12 protein-coding genes are annotated in these 17,816 nt (G+C 74.5%); 6 read left to right on the top strand and 6 right to left on the bottom strand.

All coding sequences use genetic code 11. From position 1 onward, the window contains the following. The first annotated feature begins 78 nt into the window (after positions 1-78). The gene (locus ACWDCZ_RS21375) at positions 79-1,128 is read left to right on the top strand and encodes a GlxA family transcriptional regulator (RefSeq protein WP_449816660.1); all 1,050 of its coding nucleotides are present in this window, start codon (positions 79-81) and stop codon (positions 1,126-1,128) included. Here the strand turns inward: ACWDCZ_RS21375 and ACWDCZ_RS21370 are convergent. Both ACWDCZ_RS21370 and ACWDCZ_RS21365 read right to left on the bottom strand, forming a co-directional pair. Continuing rightward, positions 1,109-2,563 carry a sensor histidine kinase gene (locus ACWDCZ_RS21370; protein ID WP_449816675.1) on the bottom strand — a complete coding sequence of 485 codons (1,455 nt, stop codon included), beginning with the start codon at positions 2,561-2,563 and terminating at the stop codon, positions 1,109-1,111. The genes ACWDCZ_RS21375 and ACWDCZ_RS21370 overlap by 20 nt on opposite strands. 53 nt (positions 2,564-2,616) lie before the next feature. Then, positions 2,617-3,333, bottom strand: a complete 717-nt coding sequence (locus tag ACWDCZ_RS21365; RefSeq protein ID WP_380741528.1) for a response regulator transcription factor — start codon at positions 3,331-3,333, stop codon at positions 2,617-2,619. A gap of 228 nt (positions 3,334-3,561) precedes the next feature. Here ACWDCZ_RS21365 and ACWDCZ_RS21360 point away from each other — a divergent pair, with 228 nt between their 5' ends. The 3 genes from ACWDCZ_RS21360 (at position 3,562) to ACWDCZ_RS21350 (ending at position 6,369) form a co-directional block, all read left to right on the top strand. Continuing rightward, the gene (locus ACWDCZ_RS21360) at positions 3,562-4,941 is read left to right on the top strand and encodes a ferredoxin reductase family protein (RefSeq protein ID WP_449816659.1); all 1,380 of its coding nucleotides are present in this window, start codon (positions 3,562-3,564) and stop codon (positions 4,939-4,941) included. A 160-nt stretch (positions 4,942-5,101) separates the two neighbouring features. Next, positions 5,102-5,584: an FMN-binding protein gene (locus tag ACWDCZ_RS21355; RefSeq protein WP_449816658.1), complete on the top strand. Its 483-nt coding sequence runs from the start codon at positions 5,102-5,104 to the stop codon at positions 5,582-5,584. 32 nt (positions 5,585-5,616) lie between these two features. Next, a complete protein-coding gene (locus ACWDCZ_RS21350; RefSeq protein WP_449816674.1) occupies positions 5,617-6,369 on the top strand; it encodes an FAD:protein FMN transferase in 753 nt (250 codons plus the stop codon). A 115-nt stretch (positions 6,370-6,484) separates the two neighbouring features. Here the strand turns inward: ACWDCZ_RS21350 and ACWDCZ_RS21345 are convergent, their stop codons facing one another. Further along, entirely contained in the window at positions 6,485-7,510 is a 1,026-nt protein-coding gene (locus ACWDCZ_RS21345) for a hypothetical protein (protein ID WP_449816657.1), read from the bottom strand. A 169-nt stretch (positions 7,511-7,679) separates the two neighbouring features. Between ACWDCZ_RS21345 and ACWDCZ_RS21340 the strand changes: the two genes are divergently transcribed. Together ACWDCZ_RS21340 and ACWDCZ_RS21335 are read left to right on the top strand one after the other, a co-directional pair. After that, complete coding sequence (locus tag ACWDCZ_RS21340; RefSeq protein ID WP_449816656.1) at positions 7,680-9,005, top strand: sensor domain-containing protein; 1,326 nt, start codon at positions 7,680-7,682, stop codon at positions 9,003-9,005. Then, entirely contained in the window at positions 8,993-9,646 is a 654-nt protein-coding gene (locus tag ACWDCZ_RS21335; protein ID WP_117492863.1) for a response regulator transcription factor, read from the top strand. Before ACWDCZ_RS21340 ends, ACWDCZ_RS21335 begins: the two co-directional genes overlap by 13 nt. Before the next feature lie 5 nt (positions 9,647-9,651). Here the strand turns inward: ACWDCZ_RS21335 and ACWDCZ_RS21330 are convergent, their stop codons facing one another. The 3 genes from ACWDCZ_RS21330 to ACWDCZ_RS21320 form a co-directional block, all read right to left on the bottom strand. Continuing rightward, complete coding sequence (locus ACWDCZ_RS21330; RefSeq protein WP_449816655.1) at positions 9,652-11,817, bottom strand: DEAD/DEAH box helicase; 2,166 nt, start codon at positions 11,815-11,817, stop codon at positions 9,652-9,654. Between the two features lie 278 nt (positions 11,818-12,095). Further along, positions 12,096-12,947 carry a hypothetical protein gene (locus tag ACWDCZ_RS21325; protein WP_449816654.1) on the bottom strand — a complete coding sequence of 284 codons (852 nt, stop codon included), beginning with the start codon at positions 12,945-12,947 and terminating at the stop codon, positions 12,096-12,098. Continuing rightward, entirely contained in the window at positions 12,944-17,560 is a 4,617-nt protein-coding gene (locus tag ACWDCZ_RS21320) for an AAA domain-containing protein (protein WP_449816653.1), read from the bottom strand. The genes ACWDCZ_RS21325 and ACWDCZ_RS21320 overlap by 4 nt, the downstream gene beginning before the upstream one ends. Positions 17,561-17,816: the final 256 nt, after the last annotated feature.

The raw sequence follows: 17,816 nt of genomic DNA, 5'->3' as shown, positions 1-17,816 counted from the left end.
GAGTGTCGGCAATGTCGCCTAACATGCAGATTCCGACATCGACGGGGAAGAGCGCCCCGGGGAACGAGGGGGCAGACAGTGGCCGCACCGGCTGCGCAACGGCTGATCGTCATCGTGCTGTTCGAGGGCGTCGACCTGCTCGACGTGACCGGCCCGCCCGAGGTGTTCTCCCTGGTCCGCCGGGAGACCGACGACGCGACCGGCTACCGGGTCGTCCTCGCCGCCGAGACGGCGGCGCCGGTCACCACCTCGGCGGGCGTGCGCATCCTGCCCGACCTCACCTTCGACGAGGCCGCCCGGAGCCGGATCGACACCCTGCTGGTGCCCGGCTCGGTCGAGGTGGACGAACGCCGCCGGGTCCGCGCGCTCACCGACCCGGCGGTGGTCGACCGGGTCCGTACGCTGGCCGCCCGATCGCGCCGGGTGGCGAGCGTCTGCGTCGGCGCGCACCTGCTCGCCGCCGCCGGGCTGCTGGACGGGCGGCGCGCCACCACCCACTGGTCCACGGCCGGCCAACTCGCCGAGGAGCACCCGGAGATCGAGGTCGACCCGGACCCGATCTTCATCCGCGAGGGCGAGGTCTGGACGGGCGCGGGCATCAGCGCCTGCCTGGACCTGTCGCTCGCCCTGGTCGCCGAGGACTTCGGTGAGGAGCTGGCCCTGAGGGTCGCCCGCCAGCTCGTCATGTACCTCAAACGCCCCAGCGGCCAGAGCCAGTTCAGCGTCCCACTGGAGCCCGTGTCGACCACCCGGCGGATCGAGGAGCTGCGCCACCACATCCTGCGCAACCTCTCCGGACGGCTCACCGTCCCGGACCTCGCGGCCCACGCCCACGTCAGCGAACGGCAGTTGACCCGGATCTTCAAGACGGAACTGGGCACCACCCCGAGCGCCTACGTCGAATCGGCCCGGGTCGAACTGGCCCGCCACCGGCTGGAGTCCACCGACGCGACGCTCGAACGCATCGCCACCGCCTGCGGGTTCGGCACCGTCGACACCCTGGTGCGCGCCTTCCGCCGCCGCCTCGGGACGACGCCGACCGACTACCGGCAGCGCTTCCGGACGGCTGCCGCACCCACCGCGATCCCCACCACTGCCAGGGCGACCGTCACGGCAGCCGGACGGTGAACTCCGTACGGCCGGGCCGGCTCGCCACCGTCACCGTGCCGCCGTGCGCCCCGACCACGGCCCGGACGATCGCCAGGCCGAGCCCGGTCGAGCCGGTGGCACGGGAGCGGGCCCGGTCGCCCCGGACGAAGCGCTCGAAGACCTGGTCTGCCAGCTCCGGCGCGATCCCCGGGCCGTCGTCCGTGACGCTCAACTCGACCTGGCTGTCCGCCCGTTCGAGCCACAGCTCGACCTCGGTGCCGGGCGGGGTGTGGCTCCGGGCGTTGGCCAGCAGGTTGGCCACCACCTGGCTCAGCCGGTGCCCGTCCCCGCGCACCAGCACCGGCTCCTCGGGCAGGACGAGCCGCCAGCGGTGCTCCGGTCCGGCGGCACGGGCGTCGGCCACCGCGTCGAGGGCGGTCCGGGTCAGGTCCACCTCCTCCTCGGCCAGCGGGCGGCCGGCGTCCAGCCGGGCGAGCAGCAGCAGGTCCTCGACGATCGCCCCCATCCGCAGCGCCTCGGCATCGATCCGCTCCAGCGAGTGCCGCACCTCGGGCGGCACCGGCCCGGGGTGGCGCAGCGCCAGCTCGGCGTGGCCGCGGACCGCCGCGACCGGGGTGCGCAACTCGTGGCTGGCGTCGGCGGCGAAGCCGCGCAGCCGCTCCTCCACCGCGTGGCGGCGGGCGAGTGCGCCGCCGACGTGCCCGAGCATCCGGTTGAGCGCGGCGCCGACCCGGCCGACCTCGGTGCGCGGGTCGTCGTCGGGCACGCGCTCGGCGAGCATCACCTCACCGCTGGCGAGCGGCAGCGCGCTGACCCGCTCGGCCATGCCCACCACCCGCCGCAGCGGGCGCAGCGAGACGCCGACCCAGGCGGCCCCGGCAGCACCGGCTGCGGCGACGGAGATCGCGAAGACGGTGAGCTCCAGGGTCGCCAGCCGCTCGACGGTGTCCTCGGCCGGGCGCAGCGGCAGGCCGCTGACCAGCACGTCGCCGTCCCGCCCGGTGACCGCGCGGACCCGGTAGCGGCCCAGGGCCCGGCCGAGGTCGAGGGTGCGGGCCGGGCCGTCGACGGGCAGGGCGGCCAGCGCGTGCTGCTGGTCGGGGGTGAAGGCGACCCGGTCGTCCTCGTCGCCGGGGCTGTCCACGTCGTCGGCGTCCCCGTCGACCACGCCCGCGGCGGTGACCCGGCCGCCGAGCAGCCGTACGCCGAGGGTGCCGGGGGTCTGGGCCCGGGTGTCGGGGCCGGCGCCCTGGGCGGTGTGCTCCAGGCTCGCGGCGTAGCGTCCGCCGGACTCGGTGAGCTGCTGGTCCAGCCGGTCGACCAGGAAGTGGCGCAGCGCGGCGGTGGTGGCGAGGCCGACGGCGGCGCAGGTGACGACGAGCAGCACCAGCAGTCCGGCGATCAGCCGGGCCCGCAGGGTGCGGGGCACCAGCCGGGCGACGCGGGACCCCAGGCGCTTCGGGTCGCGGGACTTTTGGCGCTTCGCGTCGCGGGCCTGCGCGCCGCTCACGTCGCGGCCTTGATCAGGTAGCCCGCGCCGCGCACCGTGTGGATCATCGGACTGCGCCCGGCGTCCACCTTCTTGCGCAGGTAGCTGATGTACAGCTCCACGATGTGCGCCTGCCCGCCGAAGTCGTACGACCAGACGGCGTCCAGGATCTGCGCCTTGCTGAGCACCTGCCGGGGGTGGCGCATCAGGTGGGCGAGCAGCGCGTACTCCGTGGGGCTGAGCTCGACCGCCTCCCCGCCCCGGGTGACCTCGCGGGCCCGGTCGTCCAGCACCAGGTCGCCGAGCACCAGGGCGTGCGGGGGCGGCTGCCCAGGCACGGCGGGCGGGGCGGCCCGGCGCAGCAGGCCGCGCAGTCGGACCACCACCTCGGCCAGACTGAACGGCTTGGTCACGTAGTCGTCGCCGCCGGCCGCGATGCCGGCGATCCGCTCCTCGACGGCGTCCCGGGCGGTGAGGAAGAGCACCCGCGCCTCGGGCTGCCCGGCGTGGATGCGGCGCAGCACCTCCAGGCCGTCGAGGTCGGGCAGCATCACGTCCAGCACCACGGCGTGCGGCCGCCAGGCCGCGGCGGCCTCGACGGCGGCCAGGCCGGTGGTCGCGCCGCGCGCCTGCCAGCCCTCGTAGCGGACGGCCCCGCACACCACCTCGACCAGGTCCGGTTCGTCGTCGACGACCAGGACCCGCCAGTCCGGGCGGCCGGCGGTCTCGTCCATGGGGGGCTCCCTCGGGCTCGTGCTGCGCGGTGCTCATCCTGACCCGCCCCGATGAGAAAGCGCTGAGACCCCGGAAAGTGGTTCGTAGGCCATCACACTGCCATTGACCTGCATGAACGCCTTCACAGCGGGTCCCGCAAGCCGGCCGACTCAGAGCCGGCTCAGAGCTTGCGCTGCGATCGTGGGCGGCCCGGCGGCCCTCGCCGCCGGGCGCTGAGGAGGTTCCCGATGAGCACTGCCGCCGCACCGACGTCGCGGCCCGGGCCCCGGCCGGCACCCGACCGCCCGAGGCACCGGGCGGCGCCGCGACCGCCGTTCGCCCTCGACCCGCGCGTGGCGCTCGGCCTGGTCGCCGTGGGCGCGCTCGGCGTGCTCGCGCTGTGGTGGACGGGCACCCCGGCGGTGGTCGGCGCGGCCGGCTGGCTGACCGGCGCCGGCCGGATCACCGGACTGCTGGCCGGCTACGCCGCGCCGGTGCTGCTCCTGCTGATGGCCCGGCTGCCGCCGGTGGAGCGCGGGGTCGGGGCGGACCGGCTGGCACGCTGGCACGCCTTCGGCGGGCGGTGGATGGTGGCCCTGGTCTCGGTGCACGTGCTGACGGTCGTCTGGGGCAACGCGCTGACCGACGGGCGCGGGATGGTCGGCGAGGGCGTGGAGATCGTCTTCCACTACCCCGAGATGGTCAAGGCCGCCCTGGGCACCCTGCTGCTGCTCGGCACCGGCGCCGTCTCCGCCCGGATCGCGCGACGCCGCCTCCCGTACGAGACCTGGTACTACCTGCACCTGGCGACCTACCTCGCGGTGGCGCTGGCCTTCTCCCACCAGCTCGCCACCGGCGCCGACCTGGGCGGCGGCCCCGGCCGGGCCGCCTGGTACGCGCTCTACTTCGGGACGGCGGCGCTGCTCGGCTGGTTCCGGCTGCTGCGGCCGTGGCTGCTCGACCGGCGGCACGGCCTGACCGTCGCCGAGGTACGGCCGGAGGGCCCCGGCGTGGTGTCGCTCTTCCTGACCGGGCGGCGGCTGGACGGACTCCGCGCCGAGCCGGGCCAGTTCTTCCGGCTCCAGTTCCAGGCCCCCGGGCTGCGCTGGGCCGCCAACCCGTACTCGCTGTCCGCGCCGCCCCACCCGAGCTTCCTGCGCTTCACGGTCAAGGACCTCGGCGGGCACAGTGCCGCCGTGGCCGCCCTGCGCCCGGGGACCAGGGTGCGCGCCGAGGGCCCGTACGGGGCGTTCACCGGGCGGCGGCTGCGGCGGCGCCGGGTGCTGCTGCTCGGCGCCGGGGTGGGGATCACCCCGCTGCGCGCCCTGTTCGAGACGCTGCCGGGCGAGCTGACCCTGGTCCAGCGGGCCCGGCGGCCGCAGGACGTGCTGTTCCGGGCGGAACTGGCGGATGTCGCCCGGCGGCGCGGTGCGGCGGTGCACGAGCTGCTCGGCTCGCGCGAGCAGGTCGGCGACCTCGGGGCCGCGCTGGCCCGGCTGGTCCCGGACCTCGCCGAGCACGAGGTCTACCTGTGCGGCCCGGAGGCGATGGCCGAGGAGGCCGTGCGCGCGCTGCGGGCCGCGGGGGTGCGGCGGGGGCGCATCCACCACGAGAGCTTTTCGTTCTGAGCCCGTCCGCTCACTGAGTCCTTCCGCCCGCCGAGTCCTTCCGCCCGCTGAGCCCGTTCGCCCGCCGAGTCCTTCCGCCCGCTGAGCCCGTTCGTTCGCCGACTCCGTCCGCCCGCTGAGCCCGTTCGGCTCGCCAAGCACCTGAGGAGCGTTGATTTCCATGCGCCGAGCCGTCGTCACCAGCGCCGCCACCGCGGCCGGGGTGGTGCTGCTGCTGTCCCTCAAGCCGCACGAGGCGGCCGGGCCCGCCCCGGTGATCGGCTCGGGGGCGGGTACCGGTTCCGGTTCCGGCACCGGTTCCGACGTTTCGCAGCCGTCAGAGGCCCCAGCACCCTCCTCTTCCGCCTCCGCCGCGGGCACGGGCGCCACCCGGAAGGTCAGCGGCGACACCGTCAACACCCGGTACGGGCCGGTCCAGGTGCAGGTCACCCTGGCCGGCAGCCGGATCACCGCCGTCGACGTGGTCAAGTACCCGAACTCCGAGCGGCGCGACCGCGAGATCAACAGCTCCGCGCTGCCCGTGCTCAACCAGGAGGCGATATCCGCGCAGAGCGCCGCCATCGACGTGGTCAGCGGCGCGACGTACACCAGCGACGGCTACGTCCGCTCCCTGCAGAGCGCCCTCGACCGGGCCAAGGGCTGAGGCGCCCCGTGCTGCGCCACGCCGAGCCCGTGATGGGCACCGTCTTCTCGATCGCCGTCCGCGACCCCGGCCCCGGCACCGCCGCCGCGCTGGAGCGGATCGCCGAACGGCTGCACCGGATCGACGCGGTGTTCTCCACCTACCGGCCGGACAGCGACATCAGCCGCCTCGACCGGGGCGAACTCGCCCTGGACGACTGCGATCCGGAGGTCCGCGCCGTGCTGGCGGCCTGCCGCGACGTGGCCGCCGAGACGGACGGCCACTTCAGCGAGCGGCCGGGCGGGCGGCTGGACCCGAGCGGCTGGGTCAAGGGGTGGGCGGTCGAGCAGGCGGCCGGCCTGCTGCGCTCCTCCGGCGCCCGGCAGTACTGCGTCAGCGGCGGCGGGGACGTGCAGACCGCCGGCGGCCCGTGGCGGATCGGCATCGCCGACCCCCGGCAGCCGGGACTGCTGGCCGCCGTCCTCGCCGGTGACGACCTCGCCGTGGCCACCTCCGGCACCGCCGAGCGCGGCGCGCACATCCTCGACCCGCACACCGGCCGCCCGACCCGGGGCCTGGCCTCGCTCACCCTGGTCGGCGCCCCGGGCACCGGCATCGCCCGCACCGACGCCTGGGCCACCGCCGCGTTCGCCATGGGCCCGGACCGCGCCCTCGCCTGGGCCGCCCGCCGACCCGGCATCGAGGCCCTGGCCGTCCTGCCGGACGGCTCGAAGCGCTGGACGCCGGGCCTGCCCGGGCACCTCCCGGCGAGCGGTCCGGCGGACTGGCGGGCCGCCGTCGGCTGACCGCGGCCGCCCCGAGAACGCTCGTTCCGCATGCGGAACGCCCGTTCCCGGGAATGCCCGTTCTCGGGAACGGGCGTTCTCGGGAACGGGCGTTCTCGGGAATGCCCGTTCCGGCCTACGCCCGCTCCTGCTGCGCCGCCCGCCAGGCCTCCCAGGCGACCAGCGGCGCGAGGTACGACCAGCGCCGCGAGCCGTCCGGGCAGGTGCCGCCCTCGACCAGCTCGGAGACCGTACGGCGGGTGAAGGGCACCCAGACGGCCATGTCGTGCTCGAAGGTGCTGTGGCAGGCCTCGCGGCGGCGGTCGATCCCGGCCGCGTCGAGCCGGGACCGGACGGTGGCCACCAGCGTGTAGCAGGAGGCCGGCTCGCTCCAGCCCAGCCAGGTGATCACGGCCGGCCCGACGTCGTCCGGCAGCAGCCCCAGCTCCTCCTCCAGCGCCCGCCGGACCAGCCCGTAGAAGTCCTCGGCGGCGCCGGGCTCGTCGCGGTACTTCATCGTCTCGTTGATCCCGACCGTCCACTGCGCCGGGAAGGTGTTGACCGCCAGCGAGCGGCGGAGCAGCAGCAGCCGGCCCAGCCGGTCCCGCACCGCGACGCAGGCGCTGACCATCGTGGGCGGGGCGACGGCCACGAAGCTCGTCAGTCCCTCGTCCAGGGCCGCGCGCAGCAGCCGGGCCGCCGCCGGATCCTCCCGGCCCAGCCGGGTGGTGGCCATGCACTCCGCGTAGTCGCTCTCGGCGATGTCCACCTCGCAGACCCGCGCGCCGCCGTGCTCACCGTGATCGACCGTCAGCCGCGAGATGTACGCCGTCCGGCCCGCCGCACCGGCCGCCCGCTGGCGCGCCACCTCCTCGGCCCACCCGGCCGCGTCCAGCGCGTGCGGGCGCTCCACCCGCCCGCGGTGCGCCGTCACCAGCGTGCCCGGCACCAGCGGCCGGGCCGCGGACCAGGTGATCAGCGGCGCCAGCCCGTCCGCCCGCACGTCGTGCCCCCGGGCCGCCGCCGTCAGGCTCGCCCGCCGGACCCGCGGCACCGGCACCCGGGAGCCGAGCCGGGACCCGCCGAACTTGGCGAAGTCGTACACCAGATTGGTCACCACGCCGAGCAGCAGGGCTCCACCGATCCCCAGCAGCCACTCCATCCCGGTTCCCCCACTTCCGCGATCGATCCGCCCATTGTGGAGGCGCCCCGCGCGGCGGCGGAAGGGCCTTCACCCTCGAGGCGGCCTGCGGAGCGATTCCAGGGCGGTCCCGGGGCCGGTGCTAGGGTGATCGAAAAGTCGACTCGGAGCTCGGAGGCACTGAACAGTCGTGCGGACGCCGAGGATTGACGGGTCCACGGCCCGGCCGACCGTCCGCCCGGGCCGCCCGGGCCCGCGCGCCTTCGCCCGGTCCGCGGCTCGCCGCTTCCCCGCCGCCGCCCGCTACCTCCTGCTCTGCCTCGGCACCGGTCTGGCCGCGCTGGTCGGGCTCTGCCTGCTGCTCGTCGTCCTCGCCCTCTGCCTGGTCGGCGTGGGACTGCCGCTCCTCCCGCCGGCCCTGCGACTGCTGCGCCGCTCCGCCGACTTCCACCGACGCCGGGTCGGCGCCCGGCTCGGCGGCGAGCGGCTGCGCACGCCGTACGGCGACCGGCTGTCCCTACGCGACCCGGCCGTCGGCAAGGACCTGCTCTGGCTGCTCGCCCACGGCACGGCCGGGACGGCCCTGTGCGCCGGCGCCCTCACCCTGTGCAGCCACGCCTTCAACTGGCTGACGGCGCCGGTGTGGTGGCAGCTGTTGCCGGACGAGCGCGGGAAGATCATCCTGCTGACCGTCGACTCCTGGCCGATGGCCGCCGCCGCGGCGCTGGGCGGCGTCGGCTACGCCGCCGTCGCCCTGGTCGCACTGCCGCCGCTCGCCGACCTGCACGCCCGGGCCTCCGGCCGACTGCTGGTCGCCCGGCCCCGCGTCTCGCTCGCCCACCGCGTCCGGGAGCTGACCACCAGCCGGTCCGAGGCGCTGGACGCCCATGCCGCCGAACTGCGCCGGATCGAACGGGACTTGCACGACGGCGCCCAGGCCAACCTGGTGGCCGTCTCGCTCCGGCTCGGCATGATCCGCCGCGCGCTCGACCAACGCCCCGAACAGGCAGCCGCGTTGGTGGACTCCACCCAACTCGTCGCCGAACAGGCCCTGGAGTCGCTGCGCACCCTGGTGCGCGGCATCCACCCGCCGCTGCTCGCCGACCGCGGCCTGGCCGAGGCCGTACGGTCGCTCGCCGCCCGCTGCGCCGTGCCGACCCGGGTCGAGCTGCACAACTCCGAGGCATCCGCAGGCCGTTCCGCCGATCAGTCCGCCGACCCGCCGCCGCGCGCACCGGCCGCCGCCGAGGCCGCCGCCTACTTCGTGGTCTCCGAGGCGCTCGCCAACGTCGCCCGGCACAGCGGCGCCCGCGGCGCCCTGGTCCGGCTGCGGATCACCGCCGCCGCCATCGCCGTCCGGGTCGAGGACGACGGCCGGGGCGGCGCCGTCGAGGGCGCCGGAAGCGGGCTGCCCGGCCTGCGCCGCCGGGCCGCCGCGTTCGACGGCACCACCCGCCTGTCCAGCCCGCCCGGGGGCCCGACCATCCTGGAAGTGGAGATCCCGTGCGGATCCTGATCGCCGAGGACAACGCCCTGCTCCGCGAGGGCCTGGTCCTGCTGCTGCACAGCGAGGGACACGAGGTGTGCGCGACCGTCGAGCACGGCGACGACCTGCTGCCCGCCCTGCTCGACCACCGCCCCGACGTCGCCGTGGTCGACGTCCGGCTGCCCCCGGACTTCCGGGACGAGGGCCTGCGCGCCGCCGTCGAGGCCCGCCGCCGACTGCCCGCGCTGCCCGTCCTGATCCTCTCCCAGTACGTCGAACGCGCCTACGCCGCCGAGCTGCTCGCCGACAGCGCCACCGGCGTCGGCTACCTCCTCAAGGACCGGGTCGGCCGCGCCGAGGAGTTCCTCCAGGCGCTGCGGCGGGTCGCCGAGGGCGGCACCGCGATGGACCCGGAGGTCATCTCCCAGCTGATGGCCCACCGCACCGGCCCCGACCCGCTGGCCGCCCTCACCCCGCGCGAGCGCGAGGTGCTCGCCCTGATGGCCGAGGGCCACAACAACCCGACCATCGCCCGGCTCCTCTTCCTCGCCGAGAGCTCGGTGAACAAGCACATCGGCAGCATCTTCGGCAAGCTCGGCATGCCCACCCCCGACACCGGCCACCGCCGGGTCCGTGCCGTCCTCACCTACCTGCGCACGCTCACCGATTGACGTGTTCAGCCCTCGGCGGCCGCCAGCCGCAACTGCTCCTCCTCGACGATCAGCGCCGCCAGCGACTGCTCCGACACGTCCACCGCCTCCGGCGTCGACTCCGCCACCTCACTGCGCCGCGCGTACTCGTCGAACAGCCGGCCCTTCGCCCGCAGCAGGTCCAGCACCCGCTGGTCGACGCTGTCCGCGGCGAGCAGCCGGTGCACCCGTACCCGGCGGACCTGCCCCATCCGGCGCGAGCGGGCCACCGCCTGCTCCTCCAGGGTCGGTTTGACCTGCGGCTCGCACAGGATCACCACCGAGGCCGCCTGGATGTTCAGCCCCACGCCCCCGGCCTGGATCTGGCAGAGCAGCACCGCGTGCCCGGGCGCGGCGCTGAAGCCGTCCACCACGTCCTGCCGCCGCGCCGACTCCAGCGAGCCGTCGATCGGCCCGAACGCCCGCTGGTCCAGGGCGGTTTGGACGGCCGCCAGGACGTCCCGGAAGAACGAGAAGACCACCACCTTCAGCCCGCCGTCCGCCGCCTCCCGGACGATCTCCAGCAGCCGCTTCAGCTTGGCCGACTCCACCGGGTCCGCGTAACCGGCGCGGCGCATCGCCGGGAAGTTGCCCGCCGCGACGGCCGACCGGTAGGCGGCGAGGTCGGCGGGCGAGAACTCCTCCCACTCGTCCACGTGCACCACCTCGGGCAGCTCGGTGAGCACGTCCTGCTGGTTGCGGCGCAGGTAGGCCGGGGCGACGGCCTTGCGGAAGGCCGCCGGCCCGGCGGCCGCCGAACCCTGCCGGACCAGCGGCACCAGCGCGGGCTGGAGGTACTCCACCAGGGTGCGGAACTCCTCCACCCGGTTCTCCATCGGCGTCCCGGTGAGGAACAGCACCCGCTCCACGCGCTCCGCCCAGGCCGCCACCGCCCGGGAGCGCTGCGCGGCACGGTTCTTGACGAAGTGCGCCTCGTCCACCACGACCATCCCGACCGCGGCCGACTCCGCCACCTCCGACGCCTCCAGGCGGCGCAGCCCGTCGAAGGTCACCACCGCGACCCCGCCGTCCCGGAGCCACTCGGCGAGCGCCGCCTCCCGCTCCGGGCCGTGCACCCGGAACGCCCGCAGGGTGCTGCGCGACTCGACCTCCCGGATCCAGTTGATCAGGACGCTGGCCGGGCAGACCACCAGGAAGTGGGTGCTCCCCCGGGCCCGCAGGTGCGCCAGCACGGCGATCGCCTGCACCGTCTTGCCGAGGCCCATCTCGTCCCCGATGATCACCCGCCGCTGGGCGAGCGCGAACCGCGCCCCGAACGCCTGGTAGCCGCGCAGCGAGACCCGGCAGTGGGCGTCGTCCAGCGGCTCGGCCCGCACCCGGTCCGACAGGTCCTCCGGCAGGAACCCCTCGGCGGCGGCGAGTTCGACCCCGGCCTCCTCGACGATCCCGCCGAGCACGCCGTAGTAGTCGGCCGAGCGGAGCTCGAAGTCCGTCCACGCCTCGACCGGGTCGAGCGGCGGACGCAGCAGGTCGACCGAGGCCTGGGCGAACAGCACCGGGACCTCCCGCGCCGCGAACCCGACCAGCGCCTCCGCCAGGGACTCGACCGCCGCCTGCGCCCGCGCCCGCCGCTCCCGCCCGGCGAACAGCCCGCGCAGCACCCCCCGGGCCGGCCCCGCGGCCGCCACCAGCGGCTCGACCTCGGCCAGGACCCGCTCCGCGGTCTCCCGGGCCCGCCGCGCCTCCGGCCCCGCGGCCACCAGCCGCTGGAGCGCCACGACCAGCGCGGAGCTCATCGCGTCCTGCCGCTCGACGTCCAGCCGCACCGCCACCGTCTGCTCGACCGCCCGGGCGATCTGCCCGGCCGCGGCCAGCGCCTGCGCCGCCGTCTGCGCCCCGACCCCCGGGATCAGCCGCAGCGTGTAGCCGGAGGCCTCCACCACCTGCCGCACCGTCCCCAGCCCGGCCGCCTCCAGCGCCCCGACCCGCAGCCGCCCCTCCGTCACGTCCCGGAGCCGCGCCACCGGGATGGCCCCCAACTCCTCCCGCACCAGCCGGTCCCGCACCCCGACGTACGCCACCCGCACCTGCTCCACGGCCCCCCGGTGGTCCGCCACCACCGCCCCGGCCGCCGCCCGCAACCCCTCCGCCTCGGCCAGGACCACCCCGACCCGCCGCCGCTCCCCCACCACCCGACCCCCGCCTCACTCCGCACACCCAGGACGGCACCATGATCCCACCCACCACTCCCCGCCGTCCTGGCCCACGACCGACCGGCGGCCCCGGTGGACACCAACCCCCTCCACCGAAGCCGCCGGCCCCCGCACCTACGGCTCGGGCGTCACCGCGGAACCCGAATCGCCGCGACCGCCCCGTCCTGCTTCAGCGAGACCGGCCGCCGCCGCTTCCTGAAGTCCCACGACTCCTCGGACCACTCCGACCGCGACGCGTGTGCCCTGCGCCGGCCTTGCTACCGGGCACGGCCGGGGTGCGTGTCGGCGAGGTCGTTCAGGGCCGCGTTGACCACCTGCCAGCAGATGGCCAGGGTGTCGCGGTCCGGCCGGTGGCTCTCGCGAGCCTCGGCCTTGGGGTGGACGAAGTTCCGGTACTCGCGCAGCTCGTGGCTGAACTTCTCGATGTCCGCGCCGATCCACCCGACCCCGTGACACGCCACGATCAGATCGTGGAGGTTGATGCGGTCCTCCGACTTGCGGCCCAGAAGGGAGGGGTCCCGTTCCACGACGGTCTGGACCAGCACACCCTCCATCAACGAGCCGAGCATGATGATCGCCGCGACGTGGGCGCCGTTGGCGTAGCAGGTGCGGGCCTCGTCCAGGCGCCACTGGAGCAGTTCCGCCATGGCCTCGTCGGCGATGAGGTCAGCCATGACGACCTTCAGCTCGGCGGAGCCGTAGTGCGTCGGGTGCGCCAGCGCCGGGTCGCACGACACCAGCCGGGGGCTGCCGCCGGGGTTCTCCAGCCGGTACCCCTCGTGGATGAGGAAGGTGTTGACCGCCGCCACGACCTCGGTGAGCAGGCCGGGCTCCTCGAGGTACTCACGCGGATCGGCCAGCCTGAGCAGCACCTTCTCGATCTCCCCGGGCTGGTCGCGCCGGGCCATCAGCAGTTCGGCCGCCCACTCCCTGCGGTACTGGCCGTCGTACTCGGGCACCTCCTGCCAGCCGGCCCGCTTGAGGAAGGCCGCGATCTCGAAGCCGCGGCGGTAGAGGAGGTCGTCGTCGCCCGCGACGACGCGGGCGAGTTCCTCCAGGGTGTTCTCGTCCAGCGTGCGGTCGTCCTGCCGGCTGTGCGTCTGGGTCATGCCGTTCCTCCGGTCGAATCGGTGTCAGGGGCGGGGGCGGATTCGGCACCGTCCCCGTCGTCGGGGCCCTGTCGCCCCGGCGGCTCGTGGTTCTCCGCGCCTTCGTCGGGCAGTTCGTCGCCCTCCGGCAGTTCCAGTGGCGTCCACGGCCGCGTGTCTTTCGGCGGCGGGGAGGGCCGGGAGTAGTTCGCCGGGCGGATGCCCCGCCGGTCGAGTTCCTCCCACAGGCCCACCAGGGCCTCGTCCGGGTCGAACCTGAACTCGCTCTCCCGGATGCGCCAGAACCGCCAGCCGACCCGTTGGAGTTCACGGTCGCGCTGCTGGTCGTGCCGGATCTGGTCGAGGGTCGAGTGGTAGTAGTCGCCGTCGCACTCCACGCCCAGGCGGCCGCGCGCGCCGATCACCACCAGGTCGATGCGCTTGCTGCCCGCCGGGTACTGGGGCACCACGTGGTAGCCGCGCTCCTTGAGCCGCAGGTAGACCTGCTGTTCGAAGAGGGAGTCGAAGGGCGGGCGCCGGACGTCGGGCAGCACGGCGCCGAGGTCGGCCGCCTCCGCCAGTGCGGCCGGCGGGTTCTGCATGTAGCCCAGGAGGTTGAGCCGCAGGTCCCCGGGTTTGAGCTGGTCCGGCGGCACCGAGTAGAAGAGCCGCATCTGGTCCTGGGCGCGGCTGGCCGCCACGTTGTAGGCCTGCTGCTCGCTGCGCATGCCGCCGGCGATCTTCCGCACCCGGTCGACCACCATCGACAGCAGGATGACGTGCCGCTCGTCGCCCTGGAACTGGGCCGGGGTTCCCACCCGGATGCGGTGGCGCTCCCGGACCGGGGCCGGCAGTCGCTGTTCGATCAGCTGCTCCAGCAGTTTGACCTGGCCGAAGCCCTGGAGCACGATCACGCCCATGGTCTTGTGCTCGTACGCCGGGTCCGCGGCCAGCTCGGCGAGGCAGTCCACGATCGCCTCCGCTTCCTTCGGGTTGCGGATCCGTCCGTCGCGTCCCTCGGTGACCCCGCCCTCGACGTAGTGCGTCAGCAGCGGGTCGAGCCGTTCACCGCCGTACTGCCGCAACGGGATGAGGCCCGGCGGGGTGTAGAAGGTCTCCGAGGACCAGCCGATGATCTCGGGCATGCAGCGGAAGTGCTCCTGCAGGCGAATGGTGGACGGGAAGAACGTCGACAGCAGCTGGTACAGGTTGGAGTGCGGCATGTACAACTGGCGCAGGTGGGCGGGGACTTCCGGCAGGTGCGCGGACAGCCGGTCCTGGATCTGCTGGGTGCGGCCCAGCCCGGTGACCGGTGGCGTGCACTGCTTGTCGTCGCCGACCACGATGATCCTCGGCGCGAGCCAGAGCAGGAACAGCGCGTCCATGCCGGCCTGACTGGCCTCGTCGACGATCACCACGTCGAAGGCGTCCTGCCTGGGCTTGATCATCTCCGCCACCCGCGCGATGGGCATCACCCAGGCCGGCACCGCTCCCTGGGCGACCTGCATCGCGCTGTGGGCGGCCGCCTTGAAGTGGGAGGCGCTCTTGCCCTTGCCCTTGCCGTACGACGCCATGTGCGTGCGGTAGGCCTGGAGTGCCGAGCGCTGCTCCTGGGTCATCCGCACCAGGCAGTGCAGCCGGCCGTGTGCGGCGGCCAGGTCTCCCGTGAGCTCCTCCAACTTTGCCTCGTGCTCGGTGAGTTCACCGTCGAGGCGCTGTTCCCGGCCGGGCGCGCGTTCGTCGTCGATGAACTCGGACGCCTTCGCCCAGGCCCAGGCGTCCCGGAGCCGGGCGAGCCGCTCGTCCCAGGCCGGGTCCTCGGCCTCCGCTTCGAGCCGGCCGGCGAGCGCGGGCGACGCGCTGCGCAGTCCGTCGAGCAACTCCACGCAGCGACGCCGCCGTTGGTCCCGTTGCTGCGCTGCCGCGAGCGCTTCGAGCTCCTTGGTGTACCGGTCGACGTCGCGGTCGCGCAGGGCCTGCGCCATGGCGAGCGCCTCGACCGGCGCGGCCACGCCGTCCTCCCCGCCGCGCAGGAGCCGGTCCCATCGGCCGAGCCGCTCCGCGGCCTCCTCCGCGCGCTGCCTGCCGGCCAGGGCCGCGACGGCCTCGGCGAAGTCCTGCCACGCCTGCGGCCGGGTCAGGTCGAGGTAGACCCCGTGGTGGACCAGGAGTTCGTCGACCTGCTCACGGATCCGGCCGAATTCATCGACCTCCGCGAGGTGTCGGTAGCGCTCGGACAGCGAGGCCAGTCGCACCTCCAGCGGCGCTTCCGGCACTGCCGCACCCACCTGCTCCCAGCGGGCCGCCACGGCGGCGAGGGCCGCGTGCGCGTGCAGATGGGCCAGCACGGCGCCGAGATCGTCGGCGGAGGCCGGCACCTTGCCGTCCACCGTGCAACTGCCGAGGAGTTCCTCGGCCTCCCGCTGCGCCCTGAACGCGAACCGGGTCCGCAGCCTGCGGCCCGCCGACAGCTGCTCCATCAGGGCCGGGATCGTGGCCGCCATCCGGCGGGCGCGATCGGGGACCAGGAGGTCCGGGAGGACCACCGTGCGCAGACCGACCCGGTCGAGGCCCTCGGCCACCTCGGGGAGCACGCGCGCGACGTCGGCGACACGCCGCCAGAGATCGGGGTGGCGCCGGGCCAGCCGGTCCGTCAGCGCGCGCTCCACCCAGCCCTCGTCGCCCCAGCGCGCGGCCTCCCGGTGAACACCCAGACGGTGCAGTCGGTTTCGGCCGGAGCCCAGCAGCTCGGTCAGCCGGTCCGTGGTGGAGGTCTCCAGGGCGGCCAGGACGTTGCGCACCTCGATCGCCGCCGGTGAGAGACCGTTGACGCTCAGCTGGCTCACCGCGAGGGCCGCCGCGACCTGGCCGGACGTCGGCAGCGTCTCCGCCGCCGGGAACACCCCGGACTCCGTCCACTGCCCGGCGCCGTCCCGCAGCAGCGCGAGCAGCTCCTCCGCCTGGACGGGCGAGAGCGGCGGTGCCTCCGGCGCCCGGTTCGGCAGCCTGCCGATCCAGCCCAGCCGCACCGCCTCGTCCTGCACCTTCCGCACGATCGCGGCGAGCGTCCCCGAGTAGCCCGGTGCGACCTCCGGGTGCTGGTAGACCTCCGCCTCCCGCAACGAGACCACCTGCTCGGTCAGCAGCTTGATCCGGCTGCGCACCTCGTACCGGCGCTGGGTCAGCCGCTGGATCTCGTCCCGCAACTGGTCGGTGTCGCCCGCCGCCACCCGATCGCTCAGCGCGTTGATGGTGCGTTCCAGTTCGCTGGCACCGTCCTGGCTGGTGGTGCTGAGCAGCAACACGCACAAGTCCCGGACAGCCGGCGGGAGTTTGTCCCGGAGAACGGTCAGCGGCTGGTCCTTGGCGCTGGTCACGAGCACCCGCTGGCCCTGGGCCAGGAGCGCGGACACCAGGTTGGCGATGGTGTGCGTCTTTCCGGTGCCGGGCGGGCCCTGCACCACCACGCCGGTGTCCCGCTGCAGCCGCTGGAGTACGGAACGCTGCTGGGCATTGGTCTTGCCGGGGAACAGCGGCTCGTCGCCGAAGAGCGCCGGCGCCTGCCGCCCGCCCCAGTTCTGCCGGTCCTCGGGGTTCAGCGATATCACCAACTGCGCCAGCCCGAGCGGGGCCCGGCGTTCGGACACCACGCTCTCCGCGATGCGGTCGTAGAACCTCAACACCTCGTTGCGGTCCCTGGGCCGCTTCAGCAGGGCGGGCGCGAAGGTCAGCCTGGCGCCCTCATCCGGTCCCGCCGGCGGACGCCAGTTGGTGCTGAACGCCACCGGCCTGGGCAGGACCAGGTCCAGCCACTGCGAGAGGCACTCCAGCGCCTCCTCGCTCAACAGGTGGAAGGGCAGCGCGGAGAGCTCCTCGTTGAACGCCGCCGCACGCTCCGGCACCCAGCCGTCGTCCGCGTCCAGGAAGTCCCGGTCCTCCAGCCGGACCGCTCCGCTCTCCGTGAGGCGCACGGTGATCTGCGCGGTCCGCCGATCGACGTGGGTCTCCACCCGCCGTGAGAGCACGTGCCGGTGGATCACCCCGCCGTTCGGTTCCCGCCAGCTCAACAGGCCTGCGGCGAGCACGAGTTCCTGCTGGTCGTCCTGCCGCGCCAACTGCTGGTGCCAGTGGTAGACCTTCTCGTAGAGCTGACGCTGCGACCGCTCGGACCGCTCCCGCTCGGCCCAGATCCGCCAGCGCGCGAGCCACGGCCCGTACGCCCGCAGGACCTCCGCGGCCTCCTTCCGCGCGACGACCGCCTCGTCGCCCTGCCACCCGTCGGCTCCGCCCGCCGCCGGCTCCCCGGTCCGGTACGGACCCTCCTCCGCGAGCGGCGGGTCCTCGGCATCGGCGTCCTGGCACAGCCGCTCGTCGACCCACCCCTCCAGCACCGGCGGCAGTTCCGGCGCCGCGGCCTGCGGAACGTGGTCCAGGATCAACAACGGACGGTCGTCGTCCCCGGACGGCCGGGGCACCTTCGCCGGCAGGTCGGCCAGCCAGAGCGGCCCCCAGGAACGCGTGTCCCGGAGCCGCTGATGGCTGCTCTGCACGACCTCGCGCAGGAATCCGACCAGCGCGGCGGTCTGACCGATGACATCGGGGTCACCCGCATGTCGTCGTGGAACGCTCACCATTCTCCCTTCAGTCGGTGACGAACGTTCCAGCATGGGGGCGGCCTCGGGGACCGGAAGCCGGTCGGGCCAGAGTGGCCGAATTCCCGCCGACCGATGGCCGACTTTCACTCGGCGGAAATTCGGATGGCCATTTCAACGGCACCGGAAAGCGAACGTATTTCCTGTCATCGAACACCTGAAGAGCCGCCCGACCAGGCGGTTTCGGGCATGGAAAATCCCCCGGCGATGCCGGGGGATTGACGAGGAATAGGAACTG

The organism is Kitasatospora sp. NPDC001225, from assembly GCF_053597855.1.
The sequence above is the reverse complement of the archived record's forward strand: the minus strand, read 5'-3'. Positions and strand labels throughout refer to the sequence as shown.